The organism is Streptacidiphilus jiangxiensis (assembly GCF_900109465.1).
Lineage (GTDB): Bacteria > Actinomycetota > Actinomycetes > Streptomycetales > Streptomycetaceae > Streptacidiphilus > Streptacidiphilus jiangxiensis.
In genome coordinates, this window is the sequence record NZ_FOAZ01000021.1 from 143,329 (window position 1) to 165,745 (window position 22,417).

Annotated in this window: 24 protein-coding genes and 1 pseudogene; 7 read left to right on the forward strand and 18 right to left on the reverse strand. The window is 70.5% G+C overall.

From position 1 onward, the window contains the following. Entirely contained in the window at positions 1–1,533 is a 1,533-nt protein-coding gene (locus BMY61_RS33140; protein WP_042450939.1) for a UDP-N-acetylglucosamine 1-carboxyvinyltransferase, read from the forward strand. Positions 1,534–1,550: 17 nt separating this feature from the next. Here BMY61_RS33140 and BMY61_RS33145 read toward each other — a convergent pair whose 3' ends face one another. The 8 genes from BMY61_RS33145 to BMY61_RS33180 all read right to left on the reverse strand — a co-directional run bounded on the left by BMY61_RS33145 (position 1,551) and on the right by BMY61_RS33180 (position 7,076). Further along, positions 1,551–1,844 carry a hypothetical protein gene (locus BMY61_RS33145; RefSeq protein WP_042450752.1) on the reverse strand — a complete coding sequence of 98 codons (294 nt, stop codon included), beginning with the start codon at positions 1,842–1,844 and terminating at the stop codon, positions 1,551–1,553. A gap of 42 nt (positions 1,845–1,886) precedes the next feature. After that, the gene (locus BMY61_RS33150; protein ID WP_042450749.1) at positions 1,887–2,357 is read right to left on the reverse strand and encodes a DUF5990 family protein; all 471 of its coding nucleotides are present in this window, start codon (positions 2,355–2,357) and stop codon (positions 1,887–1,889) included. Positions 2,358–2,629: 272 nt separating this feature from the next. Beyond that, on the reverse strand, positions 2,630–3,346 hold the full coding sequence (locus tag BMY61_RS33155) for an alpha/beta hydrolase (RefSeq protein ID WP_042450747.1): 717 nt from the start codon (positions 3,344–3,346) through the stop codon (positions 2,630–2,632). A 603-nt stretch (positions 3,347–3,949) separates the two neighbouring features. Continuing rightward, positions 3,950–4,504 (reverse strand): Clp protease N-terminal domain-containing protein, encoded by a 555-nt coding sequence (locus BMY61_RS33160; protein WP_042450745.1) that lies wholly within the window; start codon positions 4,502–4,504, stop codon positions 3,950–3,952. Positions 4,505–4,506: 2 nt separating this feature from the next. Next, positions 4,507–4,764, reverse strand: a complete 258-nt coding sequence (locus tag BMY61_RS33165) for a hypothetical protein (protein WP_042450743.1) — start codon at positions 4,762–4,764, stop codon at positions 4,507–4,509. A 95-nt stretch (positions 4,765–4,859) separates the two neighbouring features. Next, positions 4,860–5,759: an ABC transporter permease gene (locus tag BMY61_RS33170; protein WP_042450741.1), complete on the reverse strand. Its 900-nt coding sequence runs from the start codon at positions 5,757–5,759 to the stop codon at positions 4,860–4,862. Further along, positions 5,725–6,585, reverse strand: a complete 861-nt coding sequence (locus BMY61_RS33175) for an ABC transporter ATP-binding protein (protein WP_042450739.1) — start codon at positions 6,583–6,585, stop codon at positions 5,725–5,727. The genes BMY61_RS33170 and BMY61_RS33175 overlap by 35 nt, the downstream gene beginning before the upstream one ends. Beyond that, on the reverse strand, positions 6,582–7,076 hold the full coding sequence (locus tag BMY61_RS33180) for a MarR family winged helix-turn-helix transcriptional regulator (RefSeq protein WP_042450737.1): 495 nt from the start codon (positions 7,074–7,076) through the stop codon (positions 6,582–6,584). The genes BMY61_RS33175 and BMY61_RS33180 overlap by 4 nt, the downstream gene beginning before the upstream one ends. A gap of 219 nt (positions 7,077–7,295) precedes the next feature. Between BMY61_RS33180 and BMY61_RS33185 the strand changes: the two genes are divergently transcribed. Then, the gene (locus BMY61_RS33185) at positions 7,296–7,868 is read left to right on the forward strand and encodes a hypothetical protein (RefSeq protein WP_042450736.1); all 573 of its coding nucleotides are present in this window, start codon (positions 7,296–7,298) and stop codon (positions 7,866–7,868) included. A 129-nt stretch (positions 7,869–7,997) separates the two neighbouring features. Continuing rightward, complete coding sequence (locus tag BMY61_RS33190; RefSeq protein WP_143094650.1) at positions 7,998–8,576, forward strand: hypothetical protein; 579 nt, start codon at positions 7,998–8,000, stop codon at positions 8,574–8,576. Between the two features lie 34 nt (positions 8,577–8,610). Here the strand turns inward: BMY61_RS33190 and BMY61_RS33195 are convergent, their stop codons facing one another. Next, positions 8,611–9,261 (reverse strand): LysE family translocator, encoded by a 651-nt coding sequence (locus BMY61_RS33195; RefSeq protein WP_042450734.1) that lies wholly within the window; start codon positions 9,259–9,261, stop codon positions 8,611–8,613. 77 nt (positions 9,262–9,338) lie between these two features. On the opposite strand from BMY61_RS33195, the gene BMY61_RS33200 reads away from it, so the two are divergent. Beyond that, positions 9,339–10,721 (forward strand): aminotransferase-like domain-containing protein, encoded by a 1,383-nt coding sequence (locus tag BMY61_RS33200; protein WP_042450733.1) that lies wholly within the window; start codon positions 9,339–9,341, stop codon positions 10,719–10,721. A gap of 406 nt (positions 10,722–11,127) precedes the next feature. Here BMY61_RS33200 and BMY61_RS33205 read toward each other — a convergent pair whose 3' ends face one another. The 3 genes from BMY61_RS33205 to BMY61_RS33215 form a co-directional block, all read right to left on the reverse strand. After that, positions 11,128–12,315, reverse strand: coding sequence for a cation:proton antiporter (locus BMY61_RS33205; protein WP_042450731.1), 1,188 nt, complete (start codon positions 12,313–12,315; stop codon positions 11,128–11,130). Between the two features lie 97 nt (positions 12,316–12,412). Continuing rightward, a complete protein-coding gene (locus tag BMY61_RS33210; RefSeq protein WP_052438895.1) occupies positions 12,413–12,790 on the reverse strand; it encodes a Zn-ribbon domain-containing OB-fold protein in 378 nt (125 codons plus the stop codon). Positions 12,791–12,943: 153 nt separating this feature from the next. Then, positions 12,944–13,693 (reverse strand): TetR family transcriptional regulator, encoded by a 750-nt coding sequence (locus BMY61_RS33215; RefSeq protein WP_042450729.1) that lies wholly within the window; start codon positions 13,691–13,693, stop codon positions 12,944–12,946. A gap of 123 nt (positions 13,694–13,816) precedes the next feature. Here BMY61_RS33215 and BMY61_RS33220 point away from each other — a divergent pair, with 123 nt between their 5' ends. After that, positions 13,817–14,968 (forward strand): acyl-CoA dehydrogenase, encoded by a 1,152-nt coding sequence (locus tag BMY61_RS33220; protein ID WP_425314719.1) that lies wholly within the window; start codon positions 13,817–13,819, stop codon positions 14,966–14,968. Between the two features lie 480 nt (positions 14,969–15,448). Here the strand turns inward: BMY61_RS33220 and BMY61_RS33225 are convergent, their stop codons facing one another. The 5 genes from BMY61_RS33225 to BMY61_RS33245 all read right to left on the reverse strand — a co-directional run bounded on the left by BMY61_RS33225 (position 15,449) and on the right by BMY61_RS33245 (position 20,369). Continuing rightward, positions 15,449–15,904, reverse strand: coding sequence for a universal stress protein (locus BMY61_RS33225; protein ID WP_042450726.1), 456 nt, complete (start codon positions 15,902–15,904; stop codon positions 15,449–15,451). 100 nt (positions 15,905–16,004) lie between these two features. Then, positions 16,005–16,475 (reverse strand): SDR family oxidoreductase, encoded by a 471-nt coding sequence (locus BMY61_RS33230; protein WP_075004164.1) that lies wholly within the window; start codon positions 16,473–16,475, stop codon positions 16,005–16,007. A 171-nt stretch (positions 16,476–16,646) separates the two neighbouring features. Further along, positions 16,647–17,051 (reverse strand): nuclear transport factor 2 family protein, encoded by a 405-nt coding sequence (locus tag BMY61_RS33235; RefSeq protein ID WP_042450724.1) that lies wholly within the window; start codon positions 17,049–17,051, stop codon positions 16,647–16,649. A 730-nt stretch (positions 17,052–17,781) separates the two neighbouring features. Continuing rightward, positions 17,782–18,501 (reverse strand): SDR family NAD(P)-dependent oxidoreductase, encoded by a 720-nt coding sequence (locus BMY61_RS33240; RefSeq protein ID WP_042450722.1) that lies wholly within the window; start codon positions 18,499–18,501, stop codon positions 17,782–17,784. Between the two features lie 740 nt (positions 18,502–19,241). Continuing rightward, a complete protein-coding gene (locus tag BMY61_RS33245) occupies positions 19,242–20,369 on the reverse strand; it encodes an acyl-CoA dehydrogenase family protein (RefSeq protein ID WP_042450720.1) in 1,128 nt (375 codons plus the stop codon). A 325-nt stretch (positions 20,370–20,694) separates the two neighbouring features. On the opposite strand from BMY61_RS33245, the gene BMY61_RS45510 reads away from it, so the two are divergent. Next, positions 20,695–21,156: a hypothetical protein gene (locus tag BMY61_RS45510; protein WP_143094651.1), complete on the forward strand. Its 462-nt coding sequence runs from the start codon at positions 20,695–20,697 to the stop codon at positions 21,154–21,156. Between the two features lie 621 nt (positions 21,157–21,777). Beyond that, positions 21,778–22,287 (forward strand): SUKH-4 family immunity protein, encoded by a 510-nt coding sequence (locus tag BMY61_RS33255; RefSeq protein WP_075004169.1) that lies wholly within the window; start codon positions 21,778–21,780, stop codon positions 22,285–22,287. Between the two features lie 6 nt (positions 22,288–22,293). Here the strand turns inward: BMY61_RS33255 and BMY61_RS48885 are convergent. Further along, a pseudogene (locus tag BMY61_RS48885) lies at positions 22,294–22,417 on the reverse strand (IS630 family transposase); the annotation flags it as partial.

The following is a 22,417-nucleotide window of genomic DNA, read 5'->3' on the forward strand; positions in this document are numbered from 1 at the left end:
GTGACTGAAGACTACCTCGTGCGCATCGGCAAGCTCATCCGTACCGCCCGTCAGCACAAAGGCTTGACGCAGGCCGAGCTCGCAGAGGCGTTGACCACCAGTCAGAGCGCCGTCAACCGGATGGAGCGGGGTCAGCAGAATCTCAGCCTTGAGATGATCGCCCGAATCGGTGAAGCCCTCGACAGCGAGATCGTCTCGCTCGGCTACGCCGGTCCGATGCACCTGCGGGTCACCGGCGGACGTCGGCTCACCGGCGCGATCGACGTGCGCAGCAGCAAGAACGCCGGCGTCGCCCTGCTGTGCGCCTCGCTGCTCACCACCGGCAAGACCACCCTGCGTCAGGTGGCCCGGATCGAGGAGATCTACCGCATCCTCGAGGTGCTGACCAGCATCGGCGTCAAGGCCCGCTGGATCAACAACGGCAACGACCTCGAGCTCACCCCGCCCGCCCGGCTCGACCTCGAGGCGATGGACGCCGACGCCGCCCGACGCACGCGCAGCGTGCTGATGCTGCTCGGTCCGCTGATGCACCTGGAGCCGCACTTCCGGCTCCCCTACGCCGGCGGTTGCGACCTCGGCACCCGCACCGTCGGCCCGCACCTGGCCGCGCTGCGCCAGTTCGGACTGCGCGTCAACGCCACCGACGGCCACTACCACGCGGACGTCGAGCCCGGCGTCACGCCCACCCGCGCCATCGTGCTGACCGAGCGCGGCGACACCGTCACCGAGAACGTGCTGCTCGCCGCCGCCCGTCACCCCGGCGTCACGGTGATCCGCAACGCCAGCCCGAACTACATGGTCCAGGACGTCTGCTTCTACCTGGAACGGCTCGGCGTCAAGGTCGAGGGCATCGGCACGACCACGCTGACCGTGTACGGCGTCGAGAAGATCGACTGCGATGTCGACTACGCCCCCGCCGAGGACCCGGTCGAGGCGATGAGCCTGCTGGCCGCCGCCGTGGTCACCTCCTCCGAGCTGACGATCCGCCGGGTGCCGATCGAGTTCCTGGAGATCGAGCTCTCCGTACTGGAGGAGATGGGCCTCGACCACGACCGCAGTGAGGAGTACCTGGCCCGCAACGGTCGCACCCGCCTGACGGACCTGACGGTCCGCCCGTCCAAGCTGACCGCGCCCGCGGACAAGATCCACCCGATGCCGTTCCCCGGCATCAACATCGACAACGTCCCGTTCTTCGCCGCGATCGCCGCCGCCGCGCACGGTGACACGCTGATCCATGACTGGGTCTACGACAACCGCGCGATCTACCTGACCGAGCTCAACCGCCTCGGCGCCAACATCAAGCTCCTCGATCCGCACCGCGTCCTCGTCCAGGGCCCGACCACGCGCTGGCGCGCCGCGGAGATGATGTGCCCGCCGGCCCTGCGCCCGGCCGTGGTCGTGCTGCTGGCGATGCTCGCCGCCGAGGGAACCTCGGTGCTGCGCAACGTCTATGTCATCAACCGCGGCTACGAGGACCTCGCCGAGCGCCTCAACTCGATCGGCGCGCGGATCGAGACCTTCCGCGACATCTGAGCCGGCCGCCGCGGAGTTCAGCCCAGTCCGCGGTGGGCACCCCACTGCGAGGCCGCCCGGTCGGCGGCCTCGGCCGCGAGGGCGGCCAGCTCGGGCCGGTCGGGCAGCGGGAACGAGACGTAGGCGCCACGACCGCCCGCGGTCGGTCGGCCGTAGGCCTTCGCCGCGAGGTGCCCGTCCGGCAGCAGCCGGACGGTGATCGTGGTGAGGGTGAACTCCTCGCCACGCCGGGTGTCGGTCCAGCGGAGAGCCTCCGGGACCGCGACATTGATGGCCAGGGCGTTCACGTCGATGGTCGCGTCGCTGCTCATGTCGGCATGCTCCCACGACGTGCGCGGATCAGGAGCGGGGCCCTACGGCTCGGCCCGCTCGGTGGGGTCGGCCGCACTCCACTCGATCGCCGGGGGCACCACCCGTCCGCAGACCGGGTTGCCCTTGGCGTCGGTGAGGCCCAGGCGCCCCACCAGTGCGCCGCGGCGGCGGGCCTCGTCGAGGACGGCGGGTGGGACGTCGGCCAGCATCAGCTTGGCGCGGCGGAACATCCGCGGCGCCTCCTCCTGCGGCTGCCGCCCGCTCCAGGAGAGGTAGACGAACCGTCCGCCGAGGCGGTTCTGCACGTACGGGCCGCGCAGTTCGCCCTCGGGCGTGAAGGAGCAGGGAAACGTCCAGGTGGCGGTGGAGGCGTCACCCGGCTGCGGGTCCAGCAGCTCCGCCGGGCGGTCCTTGCGCTGGACGGCCACGGCGATCCCGCTCACGCCGGGAAAATCCGGCCCCGGTCCGCAGGCCCGTCCGGGGAGCGTGTGGGCCTCGATGCGCAGTTGCATGCTGCCAGTGTGGGTGAGGCGGGGGAGCGGACGCCATCGGTGGCGAGCGGGAGTTCGAGAACCCGGCCGACAGCGGCCGACAGCGGCCGACCAGGCACGGCGCGTCGCGTACGGGGAGCTGTCGACCGCGCTCGCGCCGCCCACCGGGACTGCGACCTCGTGCACGTGATAGCGCAGTTGATCCGTACTCACGCCCGGTCGGCGCATCGGGTGGCGTCCGGTGGCGTCCGGTGGTCTTCCGTGGCGAGCACCTGCGTCCGGTGCGGTCCGGCTCACCGACCGGCGGGTGCCCAGAGCGGGAGGCGCAGGTCGAGCCCGTCGGCCTCGCGGCCGGTGCGCGCGAGGGCCTTGGTGACGGGCTCCGGGAAGGCCCAGGCGCCGAGGAGCGCGCCGGTCAGCAGCGTGGTCAGGCGGTGCCAGGTCGGGGCGCGGCGGACCATGGCGTGGTCGCTGCCGGAGATCACGCAGCGGGCCACCTGGGCGCCGACGGTGCGGGCCCGGGCGGCGAGGTCGAGCGACTCCCCGGGCGGGGTCACCCGGTCCTCGTCGGAGTGGACGATCAGCACCCGGCGGTCGGCCAACTGCATCACCGGCTCGTTGTTCGGACACCAGGGCGCGAGCGCGACGACGCCGGCCACGGAGGTGTGCCCGCCGATCCGCAGCGCGGCGCGACCGCCCATGGAGTGGCCGAGCAGGACCACCGGCATGCCCGGGCCGACCTCCCGGACCAGCTCGGCGAGCGCGTCCTCGGCGTCGACCGCCGCGTCGGCTCGCTCGCCGTTCCAGCCTCGGCAGCGGTAGCCGACCTCGGCCACCCCGAGCGTGTCGCCGAGCGGCGACCGCCGAAGCGCCCGCTCGAACGGCCGCATCCGCTGCAGCGGCGGGTTCAGCCGCGACGGCGGCCTCGTCCCGTGCTCCTCCCCGCCGTGCAGCACGAGGACCACCCCGGCGGGCGGTGGTGCGGGGCGGTGACGCCAGAGGAGCGACACGGCGGCGGGCCTCCCACGATCACGACGACGAGGCGACCGGACCGGAGGCCTCTCCCTCAGAGCCTATGCGCCCACGCCGGGTCCCCGTGACCGGCCCGGGCCGGGTTGCGGCGCGGATCACACGGTCTCCGAGTCCGGTGCGAGCACGAGGTCCCCGGCTCCGGCCCGTTCGCTCGGGCCTGCTCGCTCGGGCTCGTTCGCTTGGGCCTGCTCGCTCGGGCTCGTTCGCTTGGGCCTGCTCGCTCGGGCTCGCTCGCTCGGGCCTGCTCGCTCGGGCTCGCTCGCTCGGGCCTGCTCGCTCGGGCTCGCTCGCTCGGGCCTGCTCGCTCCGGCCTGCTCGCTCGGGCCTGCTCGCTCCGGCCTGCTCGCTCCGGCTCGCTCGCTCGGGCCTGCTCGCTCCGGCCTGCTCGCTCCGGCTCGTTCGCTTGGGCCTGCTTGCTCGGGCTCGTTCGCTCCGGCTCGCTCGGGCTCGTTCGCTCCGGCTCGCTCGGGCTCGTTCGCTTGGGCCTGCTCGCCCCGGCCCGCTCGCCCGGCACGGCTGCCCGGCCCGGCCGCGTGCCTCGCTGCCCGGCGGCGGGCAGACGTGCCCGCCGCCGGGCAGCGTCAGTGCTGCGCGAGGCGGGCCAGCAGTGCGGGGCGCAGGGCGGTGACGTCCACGTCGAGGGCCGTGAGGACGTCGACGGCCGTCGCGTGTTCCGTCCCGCTCGGGCCGACGGCCAGGACGCCGAGGAGCATGTGCTCGGTGCCGAACCGCTCGTGGCCGAGCTCCTTCGCCTCGCGCAGCGTCTGCTCCAACGCGGCCTTGGCGTGCGGGGTGTAGGCCGGGCGCGGGAACTGGAACGCGCCCTCGCCGAAGCTGTCGTCCGCGCGCCGCTGGATCTCGGCGACGTCGATGCCGAGCGCCGCGAGGGCCTCGCGGGCCGGTCGGCCGCCGGTCGCGGGGACGCCGGCGGCGGTCAGCAGGCGGACCGTCGCCTCGCGGGTGCGGTCGAGGTCGACGCCGTGCGCCGCCAGCACGGCGCCCGCCGTGCTCTCCGGGTCCGTGACGAGGCCGAGCAACAGGTGCTCGGTGCCCATGAAGTCGTGGCCGAGGGCGATCGCCTCGTCCTGGCCCGCGACGATCGACCGCTTGGCGCGGTCGGTGAAAAGGTCGAACATCCTCAGCTCTCCTTACCGGTGGCCTTGCGCCTGCTCGCATGCTTCTCGTGGACCGACTGCCGACTGACGTTGAGCGCCGTCGCGATGCTCTGCCAGGTCCAGCCCTGGTCACGCGCGTTGTCCACGTGGAGGCGCTCCAACTCCTCCAGCAGCCGCCGCAGCGCGACGACCGCGCTGAGCCCGACGGCCGGATCCCTGGCCGTGACCTGCCCGAGCAGGTCGGCGGCCCCCGCTTTGTCGGCGTCCTCAGGAACTCCCATGCGTGTCAGGGTAGCCTGACAGCCGGTGCGCGTGTCAAGGATTCCTGACACGCGCACCGGCTGCGGGCCGGAGGGCTACGGAGGGATTGCGCTGGTTACTTGGCCAGGCGGCCGAGGAGCAGCGATGCGGCGGTCACTCCGAGCGCCGCGGCGACGACCAGGACGGCGAAGTCGGCGCCCAGGTGCGCGGGGATGCCGAGGAGCAGTCCGCGCAGGGCGTCGACCTCGTAGCTGAGCGGGTTGGCCTTGCTGATCGCCTGCAGCCAACCCGGCATCACCGAGACCGGATACAGCGCGTTGGAGCCGAAGAACAGGGGCATGGTGATCGCCTGGCCGATGCCCATGAGCCGGTCGCGGGTCAGCACGATCCCGGCGATCGACATGGACAGGCAGGAGAAGAAGGCCGAGCCGAGCACGACCACGGCCGCGACGCCGAGCAGGCGCAGCGGGTTCCAGGTGAGCGCCACCCCGAGCAGCGCCGCGAGGACGACCACGACCAGCGCCTGGATCACCGACTTCACCCCGGCCGCGAAGGCCTTGCCGGTCACCAGCGCCGCCCTCGGCGTCGGGGTGACCAGGAGCTTGGTCAGCACCCCGGAGTCCCGCTCCCAGATGATCATGATGCCGTAGAAGATGGCGATGAACATCGCGGACTGGGCGATGATGCCCGGTGCGAGGAAGTCCAGGTAGGGGATGCCGCCCGTCGGGATCGCCCGGATGCGGGTGAAGGTCTCCCCGAAGATCAGCAGCCACAGCGCCGGCTGGACCGCGCGGGTGTAGAGCTCGGTGCGGTCGTGGCGCAGCTTCTGCAGCTCGACCATGCACATCGCGCCCATGCGCGCGAGCACCAGGCGCCAGGCATGGCGGGGCGGCGGTGGCGTGAGCAGCAGCCGCAGCTCCACCGGCCGCGGGCCCGCGAGCAGCGCGGTACCGCCGGCGGGGGCGGTGGGCGGGGCGTGTTCAGCGGCGGGCTGCGGCACGGGAGCGGCGGACATCGCGGAAGTCCCCTCCTTCGTCGGGTCGGTCGGCACCGGTGAGCCCGGCGCCGGCGTGGTGGCGGAACACGTCCTCGAGGCTGACCCGGGCGGGGTCGGCGTCCAACTGTGCGGCCAGCTCGGCGCGCAGGTCGCCGGGCGCGCCCATGGCGCGGATCCGGCCGCGGTGCATCAGCGCCACCCGGGCGCAGTGCTCGTCGGCCTCGTCCATGTAGTGCGTGGTGACCAGCACGGACATGCCGGTCGCGGCGCGGACCTGGGCGATGCAGTCCCAAACCCCGGCGCGGGCCAGCGGGTCCAGGCCGATCGTGGGCTCGTCGAGGATGAGCAGACGGGGTGCGCTCACCAGCGCCTGCGCGAGCTCCAACCGGCGGACCATGCCGCCCGAGTAGGTGCCGGCCAGACGTCCGGCGGCCTCCGAAAGGTCCACTGCGGCCAGCGCCTCGTCCACGCGGGCACGACGTTCCGCGCGCGGCACGTCGAAGACCCGGGCGAACAGCTCGACATTCTCGCGACCGGTCAGGCCGCTGTCGGCGGACAGCTGTTGGGGGACGTAGCCGAGCAGGCGGCGCACCTGCATCTTCTTGCGGGCGCAGTCGAGGCCGAACACCGAGACCATGCCGGCCGGCACCGGCAGCAGCGTGGTGATGGCACGGATCGCGGTCGTCTTGCCCGCGCCGTTCGGCCCGAGCAGCCCGAAGACCTCACCCTGCTCGACGGTCAGGTCCAGACCGTCCACCGCGCGGGTGGCGCCGAAGGAGTAGGTGAGCCCGGTGCAGCGCACCGCGGCCTCCGCCTTGGGAGCGGGCGTGGTGTCGGCGGTCATGACGCGGCCTCCTCGCGCAAGCCCTCGGCCAGACGGCGCAGCGCGGGCAGGGCGCCCGCGAGCGCCTCGTGGTCGGCGGCGTCGAGCCGTCCGAGCTGGTCGGCGAAGAGTGCGCCGCGCCGCGCGTCCCAGTCGGCGAGGCGGGCCAGGGCCTCCGGCTGGGCGTGCAGGCGGGCGGCGCGCCCGTCGGTCGGGTCCGTCTCGCGCCGCAGCAGCCCGGCTTTGGTCAGCTGGTTGACCAGCGTCGACACCGAGTTGTCGGCAAGGAAGAGCTCCTGCGCTGCCTCGGAGACCCGCAGGCCGGGCCGGGCCGCGACCAGGCGCAGCAGCTCGATCTGCGCACCGCGCAGCCGCGGCTGGGCGAGGCCGGTCCGCAGCCGCCGCCGTACGAGCCGCTGGATCGCCGGCAGCAACTCCGCGAGCTCGGCGGAGGGATCGGGTATGTCTGTGCTCACTCCACTATTACCTCTCAATGAGAGGTAATAGTCCATGGGTGCCGACTGGGAGATTGCTGGGAGGACTGTTCAGGGGTTCGCAGGCGCGCCCGGCGCGGCGGACGCTGTGCCCCTGGCCCGTCGCGGCGCTCGTGGGGGCGTTCTGGATCGGTGTCCGCCAACCTTGCGCGACAGCTTGGCCCGCAGGATGCTGCACAAGCACGAGCGGATTTCCCCTTGCGAGGCACCTGGCGACCCGCCAAAGGGGGTCAACGGATGAGTGACACGAGTGGTCGGCCTCAGGCAGGAGACGGGAGCGAACAGGCCGGCGGGCATGAGCATGAGGAGCAGCGGGACGGTCGAAAGTTCGACATCCGGATCGGCAGCGTGAGCATCGGCGTCGGTGTCTGGCTCGGCGTGCTGATCCTCCTGGTCGGCGGAGCGGGTGCGGGGATCGCGATCAGCGACGCGGCCGCTCCCTCGCTCGACTTCTCGAAAACCGTAGGGGTTTGGCAGTACGACGCGCAGGTGAACAGTCCTTCCGAGACCGGCACCATCACCCTGACGATCCGCATCGATGCCGACCGAACGTTCACGGCCGCTGCTCAGGCCACGATGGTGGGCGATCCCGCGGCGAACGGAACGATCAGTCAATCCGGTGAGTGCTCGGGCAGCGTCGAAGTGAGCGGCGACCATCTCGTGTTCCATGCGACGGGAGGAGCTGCGTGCAGCGGGGAAACGGCCAAACTGGTCCGGAACGACACCATGCTCGAGCTCGGCCACCCGCTGATCGCCACCGACAGCTCGGGTACCACCCGCGAGACGATCGACCTCGTTCGAGGGCACTGAGCAAGCCGTAGGTCTCCTCGAAGGGCGAGCGTTTCACCCTGGTGTGCCGCTTGCGCCGTTCGCACGTGGCACCCTCCTCGAACTGGTCATGTACGGCGAAATGCCCGGCTTCTGGACCATGGGGGGAATGTGAAAGAGAAGACAGTTGGAGCGATCATTGTTGCGGTGATCGGTGCGGTGGCATCGATCATCGCGGCCACCATCATGGCCGGCGGCGGCCAGGGCTCGTCGGCCTCCGCCTCCGGGGGTGGAGGCGGGAATGGCGGTTCGTCCGGCGGGCCCACGGTCATCACTCTCCCGCCGCCGTCCAGCGGGATCGATTTACCGACGGCGAACTCCAATGCCGTGACCAGACCGGTCACCGTTTCGGCGGCCATACTCACGATGACCGTCACGAAGGTCACGCTTTCCGGCGGGCAGACGACGGTCGACTTCAGCATCGCCAACACGAGCGGCAATCCTGTGTCATTTCCATTTGCCGCCAAAGAGCTTGAGGTTCCCGGCAGTCCCACGCTCCAGCCGCATGACTTCCAGGGGTCGTGGTCGGACAGTGTCCAAGGTGGCGGGACCGTGAACGAGGAACTGATCTTCGACGCCCTGCCAGCGGGGACCCGGCAGGTCACCCTCAGCCTCACAGGCATTCAGACATTCCATGTCTGCGACGCCTGCCCGCAGCAACTCGCGGTCGACATACCGCTGAGCAGTTGAGTGCTCCTGAGTTCCAGGGGGCGTTTCAGGCCTCCTAAGCCGCGACGGCCGAGGCGCGGTCGGCGGCGATGCGGAGCGCGAGTCCGGCAAGGACGGTGCCCATCGCGTAGCGCTGGATCCTCAGCCAGGCCGGGCGGCGGGAGAAGAAGGCCGCGATGGTCCCGGCGCAGAGGGCGATCAGCGCGTTGACGCTCACCGAGACGGCGATCTGGGTGAGGCCCAGCAGCAGGGTCTGCTCGCCGACGTGGCCGCGCGCCGGGTCGACGAACTGGGGGAGCAGGGAGATGTAGAGGATTGCCAGCTTCGGGTTGAGCAGGCAGGTCAGCAGGCCCATGGTGTAGAGGCGGCGGGGAGAGTCCGGCGGCAGCGGCTGCGGGGCGAACACCGCAGTGCCGCCCGGCTTGACCGCCTTCCAGGCGAGCCGGAGCAGATAGGCGGCGCCGGCCAGCTTGATCGCGGTGTAGAGCACGGGGACCAGGGCGAAGAGCGTGACGATCCCGGCGGTGACGGCGACGAGGTAGACCAGGAACCCGGTGGCGACCCCGGCGAGCGAGACCAGCCCGGCGCGGCGGCCCTGCACGATCGACCGGGAGACGAGGTAGATCATGTTCGGTCCTGGGGTGAGCACCATCCCCAAACCGACGGCTGCCAGGCCGAGTTCTGCGTGCAAGCTGATCGCGTTCATGGCAGCGATGCTAGGGTCGGCATCTGCTCGGTGCAATATGTGTATTACCCTCGGTGCAATCGAGGAAGGGCCTGCGCATGGACGACTACCGCCGACTCGCGGACGAGATCGCCGCCGCCATCGCGGCCGGCCGCCTGCGTCCCGGCGACCGTATGCCCACCCAGCGCGCCTTCGCGCACCGCCGCGGGATCGCCGCGTCCACGGCCGGACGCGTCTACGCCGAGCTGGTGCGGCGCGGCCTGGTCGTCGGGGAGGTGGGTCGGGGCACCTTCGTCCGTGCGACGGGCGGACTGCCCGGCGCGGGCGTTCCGCTGCTCGAGCCCTCCCGGGCCCGCATCGACCTGGAGCTCAACTATCCCGTCGTGCCGGAGCAGTCGGCACTGCTCGGCGCCGCCCTCGCACCGTTGCTGCGGCCGGACGCCCTCGACCTCGCGCTGCGGCCGGTCCGCGCCGAGGGCACGGCCGCCGCGCGCGAGGCCTTCGCCGCCCTCTGCGCGCGCGAAGGCGGAGAAGGTGAAAAAGGTGAAGACGTCGCGGGCGAGGGCGGTTGGGCGCCCGCGCCGGAGGCGCTGCTCTTCACCGGCAGCGGCCGACAGGCCATCGCGGCCGTTCTCGCGGCCCTGGTCCCGCCCGGACAGCGTCTCGGTGTCGAGGAGTTGACCTTCCCCGTGGTCAAGGCCGTGGCGGAGCGGCTCGGCATCGTCCCGGTACCGATCGCCATGGACGGCGACGGCCTGGACCCGGCCGCCCTTGCATCCGTCCACCGGGCCACCCCGCTGCGGGCCGTCTACCTCCAGCCGCGCGTCCACAACCCGCTGGGCTTGAGCATGTCGCCTGCACGCCGCGCGGAACTCGGTGCCTTGCTGCGGCAGCTGGACCTGCCCGCCGTCGAGGACGCCGTCTGGTCCTTCCTGCGCCCGGAGGTGCCGCCGCTGGCGGCGACGGCGCCGGAGCGGGTCGTGCTGGTCGACAGTCTCTCCAAGCGGCTGGCACCTGGGCTCAGCAGCGGATTCGCCGTGGTCCCGGACGCCTACCGGGAGCAGGTCGCCGCGTCCGTGCGGGCGGGCGGTTGGCTGGCGGGCGGATTCGCCCTGGAGGCGGCGGTCCGCTGGATCGGCGACGGCACGCTCGCCGCGATCGAGGCGGCCAAGCGCGCCGACGCGACGGAGCGCCAACTCCTCGCCCGAGAGCTGCTGCCGGATGCCGTTCTGCGCGCCGACCCCGGCTCGTACTACTGCTGGTGGGAGCTGCCGACGCCCTGGCGTGCCGAGACCTTCGTCGCCGGAGCCGCGCGCGCCGGCATCGGCCTGACCCCGGCCGCGGCCTACGCGGTAGGGTCCCGCGTACCGCCCGCCGCGGTCCGGCTCGGACTCGCCTCCCCACCCCTCCCGCTCCTCGCCGAGACCCTGTCCACCCTCGCCCACCTGGCCCGCGGCGGACCGGTGGACCAGCCGGAGTGACGCCCACGGCGTGCGCGCCTGAGGACCGCTTGCGCTCGGGGCGCTCACGCCTCGGGTTGCTCTCGCTCGGGTTGCTCTCGCATCGGGCCGCTCACGCTCGCGCCGCTCGGACCGCTCACGCTCGGACCGCTCACGCTCGGACCGCTCACGCTCGGACCGCTCACGCTCGGGCCGCTCACGCTCGCGCCGCTCGGACCGCTCACGCTCGGACCGCTCACGCTCGGACCGCTCACGCTCGGACCGCTCACGCTCGGGCCGCTCACGCTCGCGCCGCTCGGACCGCTCACGCTCGGACCGCTCACGCTCGGACCGCTCACGCTCGGACCGCTCACGCTCGGACCGCTCACGCCTCAGGCTGCTTGCGCTCCGGGCCGCTCGCGTCCGGGCTCGGTGAGTCGGCGGCCGGTCAGTCGGCGGTCGGCTGACCGGTGGTGGGCTGACCTGTGGTGGGTGGGGCCGGGGGTGCGGTCCCGATGCGAGCGGCCACTGCGCCCGCCGCCGTCGCTGCGGCGATGGAGACGAGCGCGCCGAGCAGCAGCGCCGCCGACTCGCCGGGGTGCAGCAGGTGCAGCTGCGTGCCCAGCGTCGCGGCCGCCACCGGCACGCCCAACTGCGCCGACGCCAGCACGCCGTAGGCCAGCGGCTGGCCGGTCAGCCGCATCGAGGCGTGCGAGAGGACCGTCGCCGCGCCGAGCAGCAGGCCCAGCAGGATCGCGGACGGGTGGCTGCCCAGCTGCCGAAGGTCCAGCGAGGCGCCGAGCCACACGAAGAAGAGCGGACCGAGGAAGCCCTCGGTGAGGGCGAACAACTGCCTGGCCAGCCGACGCGGCTCCCCGATCGCGGCGACGACCAGTCCGAACGAAAAGCCCGCCAGCATGATCGACACGTGCGTGTGCGTCGCGAGTGCGGCGAGCGCGAAGACGATCGCCAGGCTGATCCGCAGCTCCAGTGCGAACTTGCGCTCGCGCGAGAGCCGGTGCACGCGTCGGTGCCAGCCGCGCCGCTCCGCCTGCCGCAGGATCAGGAACAGGACGAAGGAACTGCCCAGCACCGCCACCGCCCCGAGCGCGGCCCGCGCCGCGTGGGCCGGGTCCACGGCCAGCGGCAGCGCGACGATGCACACGGTGTCCGCGACTGCGACCTGCGGCAGCAGCGCCAGCACGTCCGGACCGCCGGACAGGTGCAGCGAGTCGAGGATCGGCAGGATCAGCGCCGCCGAGGAGGAGGCGAGGAGCACCGCGTACAGGGCGGTGTGCCCGGTGTGGAAACCCTGCGCCAGGGCGAAGGCCGGCACGATGCCGACCGCCGCGACCGCCACGGCCCGCAGTGCGCCTTTGGCCAGCCCGCCGCGCAGCGCCTGGTCCCGGACGGGGACATGGGCTCCGGCCACGAACATGATCAGGGCGAAGCCCATGTCGGCGAGGAACGCGAAGGTGGGGTTCGCGGCGTGCAGGTACCCGGCGAACGTCGGCCCGAGCAGCACGCCGGCCACGAGCTCGCCGATGACGACGGGGATGCGCCAGCGCGTGGGCAGGGCCAGCAACGGGCCGAGCATCCCGGCCACCACGACGACCGCCAGGGTCGAGAAGTCCACGCGCCGTCACCCTTCGCCGCTGCCGCCGTCGCTGCCGCAGGTCAGGTCGGACCCGTCGGCGTGGGGGAAGCGTAGTCCCCGGCGTGGCGCGTGCCGGTCAGGCGCAGGCGCGGAAGACCGGCAGGTGAGTGTGCGGGGCCGGCGGGGCCAGGCGCACCCGGGTGCCTTCGGGCACGGTGCCGGGCAGCGCGTCGTCGAGGGAGGCCTGCACGGTGAAGCCCTCCTCCATGACGACCAGGCAGATGGTCTCGCCGTCGGTGTACTGGCGGTGGCGTGGTGTCAGCAGCCGGTGCACGATGCCGGCGCCGGCGCTGGCCTGCTCGTCCAGTTCGGACGAACCGCAGATGGGGCAGAGCAGGGTGGCGCGTCCCGTGGGCGAGCCGCACCAGCGGCAGCGGTGGTAGCGCAGGACGGGGGTCGACGCCTCGTCGCCCGCAGGGACGACGGCGAGGGGCATGAGGGTGGAGGAAGGCATGGGGGCTCCAGTGAACGCGAACGGAGGGGTCGTTCAGCGGCGCAGTGCCGAGAAGGACTGTATGGCACTCAGTGCCCCTCGTAAAGGCACTCAGTGCCCTTGCTTGGCCGAGCAGTGCAATCTGCGTAGTTCGGCTGCGTTCGCCCGCCGGATCTACTCCCCGAGCGCGCCCTCCACGTCGCGCACCACGCGCCACAGCGGCGTGCCCTTGCGGGCCAGCAGCACCACGACCTGCTCGTCCTCCCCGCCCGCGCCGTCCACGGCCCCGGGCGTCGCGGCCCGCGCAGAGGGCTGGGCCGACTGCTGGGCAGGGGAGAAGGCCCGGGCCACGTACCCGAGCGCCTCGTCCATCGCCGCCTGCACGTCGCCCTCGCCGCCCGCGCGCAGCCAGGTGCGCAGCGCGTGGTTGTGCGCGGCGACCACGGCAGCCGCGACCACGTCCGCGCGCAGCGCGCCGTCGGCGCGGTCCGCGCCGCGCTCGCGCAGGTGCTCCGCGAGCGCGCGCTCGTAGCGCCAGACGACGGAGAGCTCGTGCGCGCGCAGCCCCGGCACCTGCCGGGTCAGGCGGTACCGCTCCACGGAGAAGACCGGATCGGCCGCGTACATCCGCAGCACCAGTCGGGAGGCGTCGCAGGCCTGGGTGACCGGGTCGCCGTCGAGGGGGGCGCCGCGCAGGAACGCGGTCATGTCGGCCAGGCAGCCCTCGTGGTCGGGGAAGACCACGTCCTCCTTGGAGGGGAAGTAGCGGAAGAAGGACCGCCGCCCCACGCCGGCCAGCGAGACGATGTCGTCGATCGTCGTCTGCTCGAAGCCCCGTTCCAGAAAGAGCTGGAACGCGGCGCGGACCAGCGACTCCCGCATGGTCGGTTTCGGGTCGTCCCCGGAGGTCACAGCAGCTGCCATGTGCAGAACGTAACACCAGATCGGGGTCCGGAGCGCCCCCACGATGGCACTGAGTGTGCATAATCGAGGGTACTGAGTGCCATATGGGTGCCATAGGGGTGCCGACAGATCTCGGGAGCGACCGTGAGCGCAGATTTCGACCTGTACCAGATCTCCGAGGAGCACCAGATGCTCCGCGAGACGGTCCGGGGCCTGGCCGAGGCGAAGATCGCCCCGTTCGCCGCCGAGGTGGACGAGCAGGCTCGCTTCCCGCAGGAGGCGCTCGACGCGCTCATCTCCTCCGAGCTGCACGCCGTCCACGTCCCCGAGGAGTACGGCGGCGCCGGCGCCGACGCGCTCGCCACGGTCATCGTCATCGAGGAGGTGGCCCGCGTCTGCGTGTCCTCCTCGCTGATCCCGGCCGTCAACAAGCTCGGCTCGCTCCCGGTGATCCTCTCCGGCTCGGAGGAGCTCAAGCGTCAGTACCTGACCCCCCTCGCGGCCGGCGACGCGATGTTCTCCTACTGCCTCTCCGAGCCCGACGCGGGCTCCGACGCGGCCGGCATGAAGACCCGCGCGGTCCGCGACGGCGACGACTACATCCTCAACGGCGTCAAGCGCTGGATCACCAACGCGGGCGTCTCCGAGTACTACACGGTCATGGCCGTCACCGACCCGGAGAAGCGCTCCAAGGGCATCTCCGCGTTCGTCGTCGAGAAGGGCGACGAGGGCGTCTCCTTCGGCGCGCCGGAGAAGAAGCTCGGCATCAAGGGCTCCCCGACCCGCGAGGTCTACTTCGACAACGTCCGCATCCCCGCCTCGCGGATGATCGGCGCCGAGGGCACCGGCTTCGCCACCGCGATGAAGACCCTGGACCACACCCGCATCACCATCGCCGCCCAGGCGCTGGGTGTCGCCCAGGGCGCGCTGGACTACGCCAAGGGCTACGTCCAGGAGCGCAAGCAGTTCGGCAAGGCGATCGCCGAGTTCCAGGGCATTCAGTTCATGCTGGCCGACATGGCCATGAAGCTCGAGGCCGCCCGCCAGCTCACCTACGCCGCCGCGGCCAAGTCGCAGCGCGTCGACGCGGACCTCACCTTCTTCGGCGCCGCGGCCAAGTGCTTCGCCTCCGACGTCGCCATGGAGGTCACCACCGACGCCGTCCAGCTCCTCGGCGGCTACGGCTACACCCGTGACTACCCGCTGGAGCGCATGATGCGCGACGCGAAGATCACCCAGATCTACGAGGGCACCAACCAGGTCCAGCGCATCGTCATGGCGCGCAACCTGCCGTAGGGATAAAAGCGCAGGTCAAGTGCCTGATCGTCGGTGCCGAACGGGCGCCCTTCCGTATCCGGAAGGGCGCTTGCCTGCATGAATGTTCCGTATATGCGAGGGCACCACCGCCCAACTGCTCACCGCGGTCGGCGCAGTCTTGCTCGTCGTTGCTGGTCAGCGGCTTGCGGTGGTTCGGATCGCTGGTTTCGCTCCGCGTTCCGAAAGGCCTGTGGGTGCGTCTGTTGCGCGTATGTTGCGACGCAGGCTTCGACAGGAATACAGCTTGCCACGGGGCAGCTGATCACCGGTACATGCTGATCGCGGGGCGGACTGGTCGGCGATCTTCGCGCCGCCGCCCGCCCCGAGGACCTCTGCGTCGGGCGCCACCCTGGGCGCCGGTGCTGACCTGCCGCATCCGGACGCGTTCCGGCCGGGGCGACGCCTTACCTGTCCGGAACGATGTCGGCCGTGGGTGTCGAGCAACAGTGCGTGTCCGCTTCAGCCGGTCTGCGGGCCGCGGACGACGACGATGGGGCAGGTGGCATGGTGGGTGAGGTGCTGCCCGACGGAGCCGAGCAGGGCTTCGGAAAATCCGCCGTGCCCACGGTTTCCCACGACCAGCAACGCGGCGCCGTTGGCTTCGTCCAGGAGTACGCCGGCCGGGTGGCCCTGAACAACTCGGGTTCGGATCTCGATGACCTGATCAGTCCCGAGAGTCTCATCGATGGTTGCGGCGAGGATGTCGCGAGCGCTGTCCTCCCAGTCGAACGAGGGCTCTCCGGGCGGGGACCAGCCGGTCCAGTTGTGCGGGAAGTCCCAGGCGATCGCGGCCACAAGGGCGTATCCGGTCAGTTCGGCCTGCCGGACGGCCCAGCGCAGGGCGGCCTTCGAGGGTTCGGAACCATCGACGCCGACCACGATGAGTGGGGCTGGTATCGCAGTCGTGTCGCTCATTGGGTACCTCCGTATCCGCTGCCGACGTTCATCTCAGCCTGTGTGCCTTCCACTGTTTCCGGAGGTCGGCGTGGCTGCCGCTCCACCGGTTGACGTCCTCTCAGAAGACGAGCTGTTGCCCTCCGTCGATGTCGTAGGTGGCTCCAGTGAGTGCCGTGTTGGCCATGAGATGGACAGCGAGCGCGGCGACGTCGGCAGGAGTGACGACGCGGCCGACCGGGAGCCTTTCGGTGAGCTCGGCGCGGCGCCCCTCGAGTCGGTCTTCGAGCACCGCCGCCGACAGCGGAGTGTCGACCAATCCAGGCGCGATGGCGTTGACGCGGGCGGGAGCGGTCTCCAGCGCCAGCGCGGCGACGAACAGGGGCATCACGGCGCTCACAGCGGAGGCGATGCCGACGCCAGGTGCGACGCGGCGCGAGCCGGCGTCACCCATGAAGATCAGCGTCCCCCCGGGCCTCATCTTGCCGACAGCGTTGCGCGTGACCTCGAGCCCCAGTTCCACTTGACCGCCGAGGGCGTCGCGCAGGTGCGGCGAGTCCACCTCGAGCAGTGGGCCGTAGCCCGTCGCCATCGCGCAGCGGGTCGGCTCCGTCGCGAAGTGTCACCTGACAGCAGCTGACCGAACCGGGCTCTCGCTTGGTTCGAGGGAACCTCGTGGATCCGCGGATGCGGGCCGGATTCCTCGGCCGATCGCATGGGTAGGGCACAAGCCTGTTCCCTTCCGCAGAACCTTGTCGCTCGATCAGGCCCTCGTGATGGTTCTGCCTGGCATCGGCTCCGCGAGTTTCGTTCGCCATTCGGGCGCGCCGAAGGCGTCGGCGAAGTACTGGGTCTCGTGGATAACATGCTCGTGTTTGAATTCCATGATGCTTACCGAATAACTGGGCACACCGTCGTACCTGATCAGGCACTCACTCACCCACAGACTCCCGCCGCCGGTGATTCGCCGAACCGTGAAATGGCGATTCGCGGGGTGTCCGCCGCGCTGGGCCGAAATCGCTGAACGGCCTCGGAATCGCTCGCCCGACTGCGGGTAGTCGAGGATCGCGTCATCGGCGTACACAGCATGTTCGGCTTCGCTGTCCCCACGTTCCGATGCTCGCCAGTGTTCTTCGACAGCGGCTCTGGTACGGGCGTCCGGATCCATCAAGGCGCCTCTCTCCTGAACTTCCGAGGTTCCACGGCAACCGCCCAGATTTCATCGTAGGCGTGCGCGCAATCATGCGCATCGGGACGGTGTCTCGTAGTGGTCGCAGCGCCTTCCGTGGACGAGTTGCCTGATCTGAAGCTCGGTATGTCGTGGTCGTCTTCACGGGCGCTCCTCGGTGATCGAGCAAGATCCCGGCCGACGTTCAGGCTGGGCCGGAGGCGGATCGGGGGGGGCCTTTTCATCCGACGTCATCGTGTTGTCCCGGCGGCGATCCATGGGTGCCGATCCCGAGGGCACGGAGCCGGTTCATTCCGAGAACCCAGAACTCGAAGAGACGGGATCTTCGTACCATGTGGACAACTGTTTGTTTCGTACTTCCGCGAGCCAGGTGATGGACGAGGAGCGCTCCGCAACCGACACCCCCGCCAACGGGCCGGGACGGCTGGTCCTGTCGGCCGACGCGGTCCGCCGCAGGCGTCGCGCGCTGCGCCTTCTCGCGCCCGTCACCGTCCCGCGTCCGGCTCGGGATGAGTGCGACTCGGACGTGTGGCTTGTACGCAACGTCTGGCGCGGAGCCTGTTGTGATCTTCGACCGAGGGGAAGCGGCCGGGGTTGAGGACGGGGTTCGGACGTCGGCACCGCGCCGACAGGAGCGGATGACGAGGCTGCCCGAACCAGTAGCAGACCGAGACAACCGGGATGCCGGGCACCGCGCGGTGGTGAGCTGTCAGTGGCCCGCGCTCTGGCCACCGTCCACGTGCAGGATCTCGCCGGTGACGAACGGCGCGTTCTCCAGGAACACCACCGCGTCGACCACATCACGGATCTCGCCCATGCGGCCGAGCGGATGGAGCCGCGCCAGAGCCTCGCGGTCGGCATCGACGTTCGGGAACGTGTCGATCACCCCGAGCGAGACGGCGTTGGCACGGATGCCTTGCGCCGCGTACTCGATGGCCAGGCCCTTGGTGGCGGCTTGCAGACCGCCCTTGGTGAGCGAGGCCAGCAATGCCGGGGCTGCGGACTGCGCGTGGTCGACGAGGCTCGTTGTGACCTGGACGATGTGGCCGCCGCCCTGGGCGATCATGTGCGGGACTGAGAGCTGGGTGATGTGGAAGAAGCCGCCGATGTTGACGGCGGTGACTACTTCGTAGTCGTCCGTGGTGTAGTCGCTGAAGGGCTTCCCGATGAAGCGGCCGGCGTTGTTGACCAGGGTGTCGATCCGGCCGTAGCGGTCGAGTGCGGCCGCGACGACGCGTTCGGCGGCCTTCCGATCGGCAACATCGCCCTGGACCGTCAGCAGATCGGCCTCGTCGGAGGAGGCGATGGTGCGTGAGGTGGCGACGACGGCGTACCCGAGTCGGCGATAAGCCTCGACCAGACCCGCGCCGATGCCCTGCGAGGCGCCCGTCACGATGGCGACTTTGGGGAACTCCTCGACCTTATCCATGTCCTGAAGCTATCAACGTGTAAGGAAGCCACAACTCGAACACGACCGGTGGACCTTGCGCCGGCGGAAGCGGAGGCCGGATGTGACCCGACCCCTTCTCTCCGGCAGGTTCCACTACGACCGAGCGCGCCTTCAACGACGCCTGGTCCGGGACCGACCACCTCGACCTTGCGCACGCGCACGCTGGGCTCCGCCACCATCACGGCTGTGCGGTGGCGCGCGAGGTCTTCGCGAAGTACGACGCGGCGCGCGGCGCAGCCAGCGACCAGGGTTGACGCCCAGTCGGCGCTGTCAGGGATCGAGGAGCATTCGCACTCGACGCCACGCCGGGCGGAAAGGGCGGCGGGCCCCCTGTCTCCTGACGTTGCGTCAGTGTTGAGTGGGAGGGCCGAAAGCCATGGCAAGCGGTGCGAACTCATGAAGGGAGTTCGCGCAGGTCAGCCGGGCTGCACAGGGCAAAGCCCCAGGTGGCCCGGCTTTACCTCCAAGACCACCCAGATCTACCAAGGCACCAACCAGGTCCAGCGCATCGTCACGGCGCGTAACCTGCCGTAAGGGTAAATGCCCAGGTCAGCGGCCTGATTGCACGACCACAACAGGCGCCCTTCCGCCCCGGAAGGGCGCCTGCCTGCGTAGATCCCGGAGATCTACGAGGGCGCGGCTACGCGACCCCTGATGCAGGCCCGGGGCCGACGAACCACGTCCAGGCCCGATCGGACCCCGGAGTGCTGGCCGTGCCGTCACCGGAAGGCCGGCACCGTGGCGGGCAGGCCCATCAGCACCGCGCCCGCCGCGTCGTACATCATCGGACTGAGGAACGCGTGCGACTGTGGCACGAGGGCATCGCCGAGCAGTTCCTGCAGGGGGTGGCCGGTGAAGATCGGCGCGGTGCCGGACAGGCCGACCACCTTCGCGACCACCTCGGCGGACGTGCGGGCCAGATGGGCCGCCGAGAGCCGCAGGTGGGCGTTGAGGTCGTCCCGTACGGCCGCCCCGTCGGGCACGCTGTCCCACGCCTCGTCCGCGGCCTCGAAGAAGTAGGCGCGCGCGGATCGCAGCATCGCCTCAGCCTCGGCGATGCCTGCGCGGTAGTACGCCCGGTCGGCGAGCCGGGGCGCAGCGGTGATACCGACACGCCCGGCACCGGTCTCCTCGGCGAAGTCGAGCGCGGCCCGTGCGACACCGGCGGAGACGACGGACAGTGCCTGGGCCGCGTAGGCGATCGGGGGGTAGCGGTAGATCGGCTCGTCGATGGTCGGCGCGCCGCCCCTGATGAAGGTGCGCCGTTCCAGCACCGGCACCTCGTCGAGGACCAGGTCGAAGGAGCCCGTCGCCCTCATGCCGATGACGTCCCAGTCCTCCACGATGGTGACGTCCGCGGGCCGCACCACTGCCCCCCGCGGCTTGCCGTCCGTCGAGTCGTCGCCGGGGATGCCGACGCAGAGCACCTCGGCGGCCTTGCAGCCGCTGCCGAACTTCCACCGTCCGGTGACGGAGAAGCCGTCGGTCGTCCGGCGGGCCTCCTGCACGGGATACAGCGCGCCGGCGAAGACGACGTCCGGGCCGTCGGCGTAGATCTCCTCGAGCGACTCCAGCGGCAGCGACCCGAGGTAGGTGGTCTGGCAGCCGAAGGCGGCGACCCAGCCGGCCGACCCGTCGACCGTGGAGATCCGCTCGACCAGGCGCAGGAAGTCGGCTGGCCGCATCGGGTCGCCACCGAAGCGCCGCGGCGTCGCTGCCCGGTAGACGCCGATCTCCTTCAGCCGGGCGACGAAGTCGGCCGACACGAACCGCTGCTCGTGGAACTCGGCTCGGCGCCGCCGCAGTTCGTCGAGGACGTCGTCGACGGTGGTCCTGGTGTGGGTCATCGGTGCGCTCCCCGGGTCGTAGGCAGTTCTTCGACCATAGAAGGCGAGCGCCGGCGACGAGATCGCCACTCCGCGACAGGGGAACAAACTCCGAGTCGGCTTGGCCCAGGCGGGTGTGACGGTGAGCCCCGCCCGGCGCCCATTGAGCGCGGACGGCTGCCGCACTGGCGCGCCGGGCAGCCCGATCTTGTTGATTCATGACCAAGCATTCTGACGCTCAGTCAATTCCTGGATCCTTAGGCGATCACATGGCTGGCAAAGGCCATGCCATGATGTGCCCCGCAATCGATCACATCACCGGCTGATGTTGTCATGAGAGGACCCCATGAGAGTCTCGAACGCAGCAACGCTCGCAACGGCCGTCGGCCTCGCCGCAGCGATGACCGTTTCGATCCCCTCCACGGCGCAGGCTTCGACGATCGTCGGCACCTTGAGCCGGAGCATCTATCTGGCCGCATCCTCGAACGGAGGGTTCAACATCCCCTACTCCGGCACGGCGTACTGGAAGGTTCCCGCCACTGCCTGGTACTCGTGGTCGATGTCGCCGATCCCCACTGTGGGTAACGGTACGCCACGCTCGATCTACCTTGCCGCGGGCACCTACACGGTATCCTGCTCGTTCTCCGGCACCGGCACGGACTGGCACGCCGGGAACAACTACTCCGGCGGCTGCGAGATCATCAACCCCTCAACCGGTGGCTACGCCGACCTCCCGTACAACAGCTCCATGTACTTCGACATCCCTGCAGGTACCTACAACTTCGAAACCCAGCTCGCGACGGCCTGAGTTCCACTGCGCCGGCTCGGTGGGATGAACCTCCGCTACTGAACTTGTCAGCGCAAGCAGCCTTTCTGGCGCGCGCAGTGAGCACCCTGGCGTTCTGCGCTGCAGCTGGCAGGACTGCCAGCTGGATGGCGGCAGTCTTGACCCTGGATATTCAACAGCTGGGTTGATCTGACGTCGAGTTGGCAAAAGGTGCCCTTGACCTGTGAGGATGCGATTGCGACGTCGTATCCGTGCGGCAGTCAAGGGCACCTTTGTCGTCAACCACCTGTCCCGCCTGCTGGCCGTACACCGTCACCGGATCAGTACCCGGAGGGGCTCTCGGCCGCTGGGCCCGTTCCGCCAGGCCGTGCTGGTGCTGCGCTGCTTCCGCGAACGTGGCTGCGTGCACTGCATGGCCCGTGACGTCGGCGTCTTCCAGGTCGTCGGCCACCGCCTTATGACGTTGCGTCAGTGTTGCGTAAGAGGGCAGAAAGTCGCGGCAATCGCTGCGAACTCATGAAGGGAGTTTCGCAGGTCAGCCGGGCTACTGAACTTGAATCCGTGATGTCGGGTTCTGCCACGCGGTGGTGGGGCCCGGCTCGTGGCTTCCCCATGACGCGGGAGGGCGAGGATGATGTCCGCGTGATTCGAGACCTGCCGCCGTTGCCGTTGCCCCAGTACGTCGTGGTCCGTCTCGGCTGCTCACCAGAGGTGCCCAGTGAGATCGCCGCCGATCTGCGGCAGATCGGCGTACCAGCAGGGCTGATCGGCTACGAGTACCAACCGCTGACCGAGGCGGCAGTCCTCGGCGGCATCGACGAGAGCGGTTTGGTCGTCTTCGGAACCAGCGGTCTGTTTGGACTCATCGCCATCGATGTGGCTTCGCGCCGCATCGTGCACATCCCCACAACCGAGTCTTCGACCGCCAATCACGTGAACAAGGACCTCGAAGCCTTCCACCGGTGCGTCGCGGCCACCATCGCCCGCTTCCCGTTCTACGAGGAAGGCGAGGAGGGCAGGTTCGACGAGGCAGCGGACGACCTTCGCGAGCTCCTCGCCACCCTCGATGACACCGCGCTCGCACACAACGGGCTATGGGAGACCCTGTGCGACGACGTCGCGATGGGCGACTACGCGAACTGGGAAGACTGAAGCACGTCAGCCCCCCAGTATCAGACCCGTGGCCGTCAGGCAGCCGTCGACCAGATCCGGTCGGTACTGGATCCTCTTGAGGCGACGCTTCACGGCTCGGGTGATCTGGCTCAGGTCCGCGGCGGCGAGG